This is a genomic window from Oscillochloris sp. ZM17-4 (assembly GCF_019599295.1).
Taxonomy (GTDB): domain Bacteria; phylum Chloroflexota; class Chloroflexia; order Chloroflexales; family Chloroflexaceae; genus Oscillochloris.
In genome coordinates this window covers 22,875-29,966 of sequence record NZ_JAIEWN010000017.1, presented here as the reverse complement: position 1 = coordinate 29,966, position 7,092 = coordinate 22,875, and the positions used below count along the sequence as shown (strand labels likewise).

General features: G+C 67.7%; 6 protein-coding genes. All 6 read right to left on the bottom strand.

The genetic code is table 11. The features are described from left to right. A partial coding sequence (locus K2Z83_RS14035; protein WP_220595813.1) for a DNA methyltransferase occupies positions 1 to 2,705 on the bottom strand: 2,705 nt, incomplete at its 3' end. A gap of 392 nt (positions 2,706 to 3,097) precedes the next feature. Continuing rightward, complete coding sequence (locus tag K2Z83_RS14030) at positions 3,098 to 3,955, bottom strand: phage antirepressor N-terminal domain-containing protein (protein ID WP_220595812.1); 858 nt, start codon at positions 3,953 to 3,955, stop codon at positions 3,098 to 3,100. Positions 3,956 to 4,020: 65 nt separating this feature from the next. Beyond that, a complete protein-coding gene (locus K2Z83_RS14025; RefSeq protein WP_220595811.1) occupies positions 4,021 to 4,899 on the bottom strand; it encodes a ParB/RepB/Spo0J family partition protein in 879 nt (292 codons plus the stop codon). Beyond that, positions 4,886 to 5,665, bottom strand: a complete 780-nt coding sequence (locus K2Z83_RS14020) for a ParA family protein (RefSeq protein ID WP_220595810.1) — start codon at positions 5,663 to 5,665, stop codon at positions 4,886 to 4,888. Before K2Z83_RS14020 ends, K2Z83_RS14025 begins: the two co-directional genes overlap by 14 nt. Positions 5,666 to 5,732: 67 nt before the next feature. Further along, positions 5,733 to 5,987 carry a helix-turn-helix domain-containing protein gene (locus K2Z83_RS14015; protein ID WP_220595809.1) on the bottom strand — a complete coding sequence of 85 codons (255 nt, stop codon included), beginning with the start codon at positions 5,985 to 5,987 and terminating at the stop codon, positions 5,733 to 5,735. Positions 5,988 to 6,329: 342 nt separating this feature from the next. Further along, positions 6,330 to 7,064, bottom strand: coding sequence for a pyruvate formate-lyase-activating protein (pflA, locus tag K2Z83_RS14010; protein WP_220595808.1), 735 nt, complete (start codon positions 7,062 to 7,064; stop codon positions 6,330 to 6,332). Positions 7,065 to 7,092: the final 28 nt, after the last annotated feature.

Below are 7,092 nucleotides of genomic sequence, written 5' to 3'. Positions count from 1 at the left end.
CCGCTGTAGAGCGAGATCAGCTCGTTGGCCTCTTTGCTGCCGAAGCTGCGGCTCACCCACAGGTCGAGCAGGCGCTTCACCGGCACCACGCTCTGCTCGTAGGCGCGGTAGAGCGCCTCGCTCTGCTCGACCTGCTGCGCGTTGGCGTCGGCGATCTCCACCAGCTCCTCGATGAAGCCCGCCAGGTCGAGCATCTCCTTGAAGGCGCTGCCGCTGGTGAACATGTCGAGCTGGGTGCCCACCCCGATATTCTTGCCCTCCATCGCCTGCTGAACGGCCTGCACGCGCGCGCCGATCAGCGAGTTGCCCCACTTCAGGTGGTGGTCGAGGAAGTTCAGCGGCGCGCCCACGGTGAACGAGGTCAGCCAGAGGCTCAGGCGGGCCAGCTCGACGGCCATGTCGTTCAGATCGACGCCGAAGACGCAGCGCTTCATCACCAGGCGGCGCAGCAGGTTCACATTGTTGAGCTGGGCGTCGCCGATCAGCTGGGCGTCGATGCCCTGATCGCGCAGGCTGGCCCGGATCTGCTGGCGGATGCCGTCGAGCCGGGCCAGCAGCGGGTTGCCCTCCTTGTGCCGGTCGAGGATGCCGATCAGCCGGTCGGTGACGAAGTTGACCGCCTCGACCAGAAAGTGCCCGCTGCCCATGGCCGGGTCGAGGATCTTCAGGTCCAGCAGGCTCTCGACGGCCTCGTGCTCGATGGCGGCCAGGGCCTTGCGTGCGGCGGCGCTGTTGGCCTTCGCCGTCGCAATGCTCACCCGCTCGCTGCCCTCGGCGCGGGTGGCCCGCTCCAGCTCGCGGCGGGCGGCGGGCAGGCGCTCCATCAGGGCGGCGAACTGGCTCGCCCGCTCGTCGAGCACCGGCCCCACCGCCTGCTCGACAATATAGGCCACGATATAGTCGGGGGTGTAGTAGCTGCCGCTGGCCTTGCGATCCTCGCGGGAGTGGCGCAGCACCAGCGCGCCGTCGCTCGCCTCAGCCAGGCGGTACTCCAGCAGCCCCTCGTAGATGCTGCCCAGGCGGCGCACATCGAGGCCGGCATAGTCGATCAGGTGGCGGGCCTCTTCGGGAGTGGTGGCGGCCAGCGCGGCCGGATCGAGGCCGAGCAGGCGCAGCGCCTTGCAGAGATCCATCGCGCCAAGCTGCGCCCGCGCCAGCAGCCGGTGCGGGGCGCGGTGCGGGCTCTCGTGGCCGCCGCTGGCCGCGCCATCGCTGAACAGGCCGCCGTTATACTTCGGCACGCCCCAGGCCGCGCGGCCGCCGCTCACCGCCGCGCACAGGTCGCGCAGATGATCCCAGGCCCAGAAGGCGGTCGGCCCCATCGGCTTCTGGAGATGGGCGGGCGTAAAGCTATGGACAGCGATCTCAGAGAGCAGAAAGGTCAGGCTGTGCGGGTAATAGTCGCGGTGAAGCGTCGGCAGCAGGCGCATGCTCTCGGCGTAGAGCAGGAACAGCACGCGGTAGAGCAGCACCAGGGTGGCGCGGCGGATCAGCTCCATCTGCGCGTCGTCGCCGGTATACTCGCCACGGCGCTTCAGGTCCTCGCCGATCGCATTCGCGAGCAGCGCGAAGACCTGGTCGAAGACGACCTTCTTCAGACTCTCGCCGACCTCCCTGGCCAGAGTCTGCGAGGAGGTGAAGACGGCGCGGGCGAGGCCGGTGGCGAGGCCGGCGGCCCCGAAAAAGGCCGCGAAGTAGCGCAGGTCGTCGTCGGCCCCGAAAGCCAGCAGGTCGCCCAGGTCCACCTCGTAGAACGCGCCGCTGATGCTGGCGGCGATCGGGCTGTAGAGACGCCACTGGCGGCCATTGGTCAGCACCGCCCAGCGCACACCATCGGCCTGCTTCTGCTTCTCCAGGGCGGCGATCAGCTCAAGCTGGGGGTAGCTCGCATCGGAGAGAGCCTGGTCGAGCGGGTGGTCGGCGGGGAGGACGGACAGCAGGGCCACCTCGACGCCGGCGGCGGCCAGGCGGCTCGGCGCGCCGGGCGCTGCGGGGGCTCCCACCTGCCATCCGAGGGCCGCGAGGGCGGCGGGGGCGGCGGCCCCGGCCAGGGCGGCGCGCAGGGCGGGCATATCGGCGGACAGGGCGGCCCAGCGATCCTGCACAGGGGCATCGCTCGCGATGCGCCGCTCCAGGTAGTAGGTGCTAAAAAAGTTGACGCTGCGGAAGAAGCGCTCCTGCTGGGCGCGGCGGAAGGCGCGGGCGGCGCGCTCGGCCGGCTCGCCGGGGCCGGCCCCGGTCGCATCGAGCAGGCCGAGCGCGATCTGCTGGTGGGGCCGCAGGGCGCGCGAGTCGAAGCTGAAGCGCAAGAAGGTGCTCGGCGGCGCGCCGCGCTGCGCGATCGGGCGCAGGTCGGCGAGCAGCACCAGCTCCAGCGCGCCCCAGCCCTGATCGGGCAGCACCAGGATCGCCTCATTGCCGCGCTGCTCCAGGGTCGTGTAGAGCCGCCGGACAAGCTCCTGGCTGGGGCCGCGCGTCTCGGGGTGCGGCGGCAGCAGCAGCACCTGGAAGAATCCATCGTCGGCATCAGCCAGCAGCGCAAAGGCGCGGCCGCGCAGATCCACCGCCACATTCGCCGGCCATTCCAGCGTGCGCGCCGAGTACTCCGTGCGCTCCTGGGGGCTGTAGCCAAGCGCGGCGAACAGCCGGCGGAGGGCGGAGGCGTCGGGGATGCCAGCAAGCAGATCGGCGGGGAGGGCGGACATAGCGACTCCGGGCTACAGCGGCGCGGCGGGGGCTCCGGTTGGGTAGTATACCATCTGCGGGCGGCTGAAGCCGCGTCGCCGGGGCGCGTTGCGCCGGGCGTCGGGCTGCGCCGACGCCGGAGCCGCGGGCGGCACGCCGCGCAGGCGGCATGCGCAGATTCTCACCCGCCCGTATGCCGATCTGCTTTGTGGGCCATGCGCCGATCCGCTGTGCTATACGTTTCAGCACTGAGGCGCTGAGATGTGCCTCGCTGAATCTATCTCGATCCGCACTTCCTATGACTGAGCCGCACGATCCTCACGCCATCATCAACTTTGGCCACTCCCAGACGGGCGATATCCGCACGGGCGATATGGTCGGTGGCGGTAAGATGCTGCCCCACGGCGAGGCCCTACGCGACTCCAGGCGACTCCACTGTTCCGGCTGCGCGCCAACGCTCTAGGAACGCCAGCACGGCGTCGTATTGCTCCATGTGGATCATCCTGTAGCTCGCCACCCCAAAGCGGCGGTACAGCTCGCCAAAGATGCCCTGGTAGTGGTTCTTCGCCCGATCCTTGCCGGCCAGGAGCTCAGCGAGCGCCTTGACGATGTTGGACACCTCGCTGGCCTGCGCCTCAGTGATATATGACGCCGGGTGTATGCGATCTTCCAGCACGCCCAGGCGAACCTGAATATCCCTCACGTCGCCCTGCAGGTTTTGAATGCTGCCCTGCATCCCGCGCACAACCTGGCCCGCCTTGTTCAGCCGCTCGGCGAGCAGCTGCTGCTGGCGCTGGATCTCAATCTGCTGCTCGGCCATCGCCGTGATGGCGCGCCCCATCTCGGCGATCTGCTGGAGCTGGACAACGGCAGCGGTGTCGGGCGCCGGCGCGTGTGCCTCGGCGACGATGATCTGGGGGCGGAACTCGCGCCAGAGCGCCTCGGCCGCCTCGGCCTGATACTGCACCAGCTTGTCCTGTAGCTCGGCCCGCACGCGGGAAGCCTGTACTCCCGAGAGCCATAGGGGCAGGAGGTCGAGCCGGAGACACTGGAGCGTCTGGGTGCCGCCCTCTGTCTCGACATGCAGCAGCTCCAGGCCCCGACTCAGCACGGCGTGGCGCTGCACGCGCAGCACCTGGCCACGTCTGGCAAGCCCCAGGTTCTCGCAGACCTTGGCGAACAGGACGTAGATACTGCCACTCGGATGCTGCACGGCGATAAGGTCATCGCCGTAGAATGGGACAATCCGACGCGCCAGTGAATCACTCACGCTACTTCCTTATACGTTCAAGGGGTGGATCATGATGATCCACCCTTGCAGCATCTGGGCATTCGCTAGCGCAGCAGGGCACGGAGCACACGAATACGTGCCTCCAGGTCGTCGAGCTTCTCGCCGATGGCCTGATGGGCGGCGCTCGTGTCTGCCTCCTGGAGCAGGCCCTCCCATCGCTGGAGCACGACGCTGATGATCTGGGTGTCTGCCGCGATTCGGTGCCGGATGCTGCTCTGCCCATCCGGTGAGGCGCTCCTGACCCGCTCGCGTACAATAGCGCGCACCGTCTGGGCGCTTACCTCGCCGCTGGCCACCTGCGCGATCAGGGGCGCGCGCTCCTCCGGCGTCGGCAGCGTCCCGATCCTGCGCGCGGCATCGATGGAGTCGGGCCGCTGCTCCACGAGCTGCTGAACGTCGCTGGGCAGCCGGAGGAGCGCCAGGCGATTCTCGATATAGCCGCGATCCTTGCCTATCCGCTCGGCCAGGCGGCGGATGCTGTAGCCGCGCTGATCGATGAAGGCCTGGAGCGCGCGGGCCTCCTCCAGGGGATCGAGGTCTTGGCGCTGGATATTCTCCGCGAGCCCAATCTCGACCAGATCGTCGTCGCTATGTTCGGCGATGTCGCAGGGGATGGCGGCGAGGCCGGCCAGCTGCGCCGCGCGCCAGCGACGTTCGCCAAAGACGAGCTGGAAGAACCCGGTGGCCGTCGGGTCTGGGCGCACGCGCAGGCGGGTGGTGAAGCCCTGGGCTGTGATCGCCTGCGCGAGCTGATCGAGGTCGGTAAACGTCTTGCGGGCCTGGAAGGGGTTCGGCCGGATGCGGTCGATCGGCAGGTCGGCGCTGCGGACGGGCAGCTGCGAGACGCTCAGCAGATCGGCCAGCGCGCCGGCGGCATCGTCGAGCTTTGGCTGCGCGTTCCGCATAAAGTTACGGGGTGGCACGCTGCACCTCCTCGGCGAAGGCGCGGTATGCCTGCGCCCCCTTGCCGGCGGACTCGTAGGCGAGAATGGTCTTCCCCATCGCCTGAGACTCGGTAAAGCGGACGGTGTTGGGGATCACCGTATGGAACACGTTGACGTGATCCTCGAACTCGGTGCGCGTATACTCGATGATCTGCCGGCTGATCGTGGTGTGCGTGGCCTTGGTGATCAGGATGCCGGTGATGTGCAGGTTGGGGTTCAATCCCGACTTCCGCACCTGGGCGACATGCTGGAGCATCACGGGGACGCTCTGCGTGGCCAGGTACTCAGCCTCCATTGGGATGATAACCTCATCGGCGGCGACCAGCGTGTTGGTGACGAGGATGCCCAGGTAGGGCAGGGTATCGAGCAGAATGTAGTCGTAGCTGGGGGCGAGCGGGGCCAGCAGCTGCTTGAGCACCAGCTGGCCGTTGAGCGCGGTGCGCAACACGGTGTCGGCGTTGTTCAGGCGCACGTCGGTCGGGCTGAGATCGATGCCGATGCTGGTATGCACCACCGTGCGATGCAGCTGCGGGTCGTAGGTCTCAAGGTAGTGCGTGATCGCGCTGTAGAGGGAAGGCTCGACCACCGTATCCTGTCCGAGCATGCGCGAGAGGCTTCCCGAGGGGTCTACATCGACCATAAGCACGCGCTGGCCGAGCTCGGCCAGCGCGGCGCCGAGGTTCATTGTGGTCGTGGTCTTCCCGGTTCCTCCCTTGGGGACCGCGATCGCTATCGTGCGTGCCATAGCCTATCCTCATTTGGGCTGTCGTGACGTCACGACAGTCGTGAACGCTATCACAAGTGTCGTGACGTCACGACATGTCCACAGATGGGAGAAAGTCGCTTGTCGGCAGGTTGAGCACGGCGGCAATGCGGCACAGGCTAGCGGCTGAGATGACGCGCTGCCCGGACTCATAGCGGCTAAATGTCGACTCGGCCATGCCGAGCGCGACCTCCATCTGGCGCTGGCTGAGGCCGCGCCGGAGTCGCGCGATGCGAATATGCTCGCTGATCTGAGCGTTCAGGGTCGACTCGTCGGCCATGAGATCAGCAGGATGCACGCGCATAGACACCCCTCGCGTCCTAAATTACCTTGCCAGTTTGACAAGTTTAGTCTGCCTACGTGGGGTTGTCAACTATCGGCGGCAGCGATCCCGTGCGGCGGGGCGGGTGTGACGTAAACACTTGCATGCGCGAATACGCGCTGGGTCAAGCCACACCGGCTGGCGACGGACGTCGCGCCGGAGCGGCGCGGAGGCGGGCGGGTGGCCGGAGGCCCCGCGCTGCGACGTCAGTCGCCAGCTGAGGCACCGACGCTCACAGGTTCACCCAGGGCTTATTCGCGCTAACATTCTTTTATGAGCCCTTAGTGCGCTCCGCGACGTTGGGAGGACGCCTGTCATCAGAATCTAGGCCGTATTCAGACCCCTGGCCCGAAAAATTTCGGCCGCGCGCAGGGCAGCCTCGGCGGTGGCGGGCGGGGTGGCGGCGAGCGGGTAGGCGCGGCCAAGCTGCTCCCATTTAGCGCGCCCCAGCTGATGGAAGGGCAGCACCTCGACGCGCTCCACGTTCGAGAGCCCGGCCACAAAGTCGGCCAGGCCCGCGATATTCGCCGGGTCATCGGTTATGCCCGGCACAAGCACAAAGCGTACCCACGCCGGCCGCGCAAGCGCCGCGAGGCGGCGGGCAAAGGCGAGCGTGGGGCCAACCTCAACCCCTGTGAGCCGCCGGTAGGTGGCCGGGTCCCACGACTTAATGTCAAGCAAGACCAGATCGGCCAGCATCAACGCATCGTCGCTGAGCCGGTCGCCGAAAAAGCCGTTGGTGTCCAGGGCGGTGTGGATCGCACGCGATTTGCAGCCGCGCAGCACGCTCGTCACAAAGGGCGCCTGCACGAGCGGCTCGCCGCCGCTGATCGTCACGCCGCCGCCCGTGTAGCGCATGAACGACGCGTGGCGGGCCACCTCCGCCACCACCGACTCCGCCGTCACCGCCCGGCCGCCCTTGAGGTGCCAGGTGTCGGGGTTGTGGCAGTACTGGCAGCGAAAGTGGCAGCCAGTGGTCCAGACAACCGTGCGCAGCCCCGGCCCGTCGTGGGCGGAGCCGGTGGTGTACGAGTGGATGTAGCCCGTCGTCTGTGTCATGGATTCTGGCAGTGGCGCACCACGCCGC

What these genes read in the sequence shown, in the direction of transcription:
- K2Z83_RS14020 (WP_220595810.1), bottom strand. Translation starts at nt 5,665, where the DNA reads ATGGCACGCACGATAGCGATCGCGGTCCCCAAGGGAGGAACCGGGAAG.
- K2Z83_RS14015 (WP_220595809.1), bottom strand. Translation starts at nt 5,987, where the DNA reads ATGCGCGTGCATCCTGCTGATCTCATGGCCGACGAGTCGACCCTGAAC.
- pflA (WP_220595808.1), bottom strand. Translation starts at nt 7,064, where the DNA reads ATGACACAGACGACGGGCTACATCCACTCGTACACCACCGGCTCCGCC.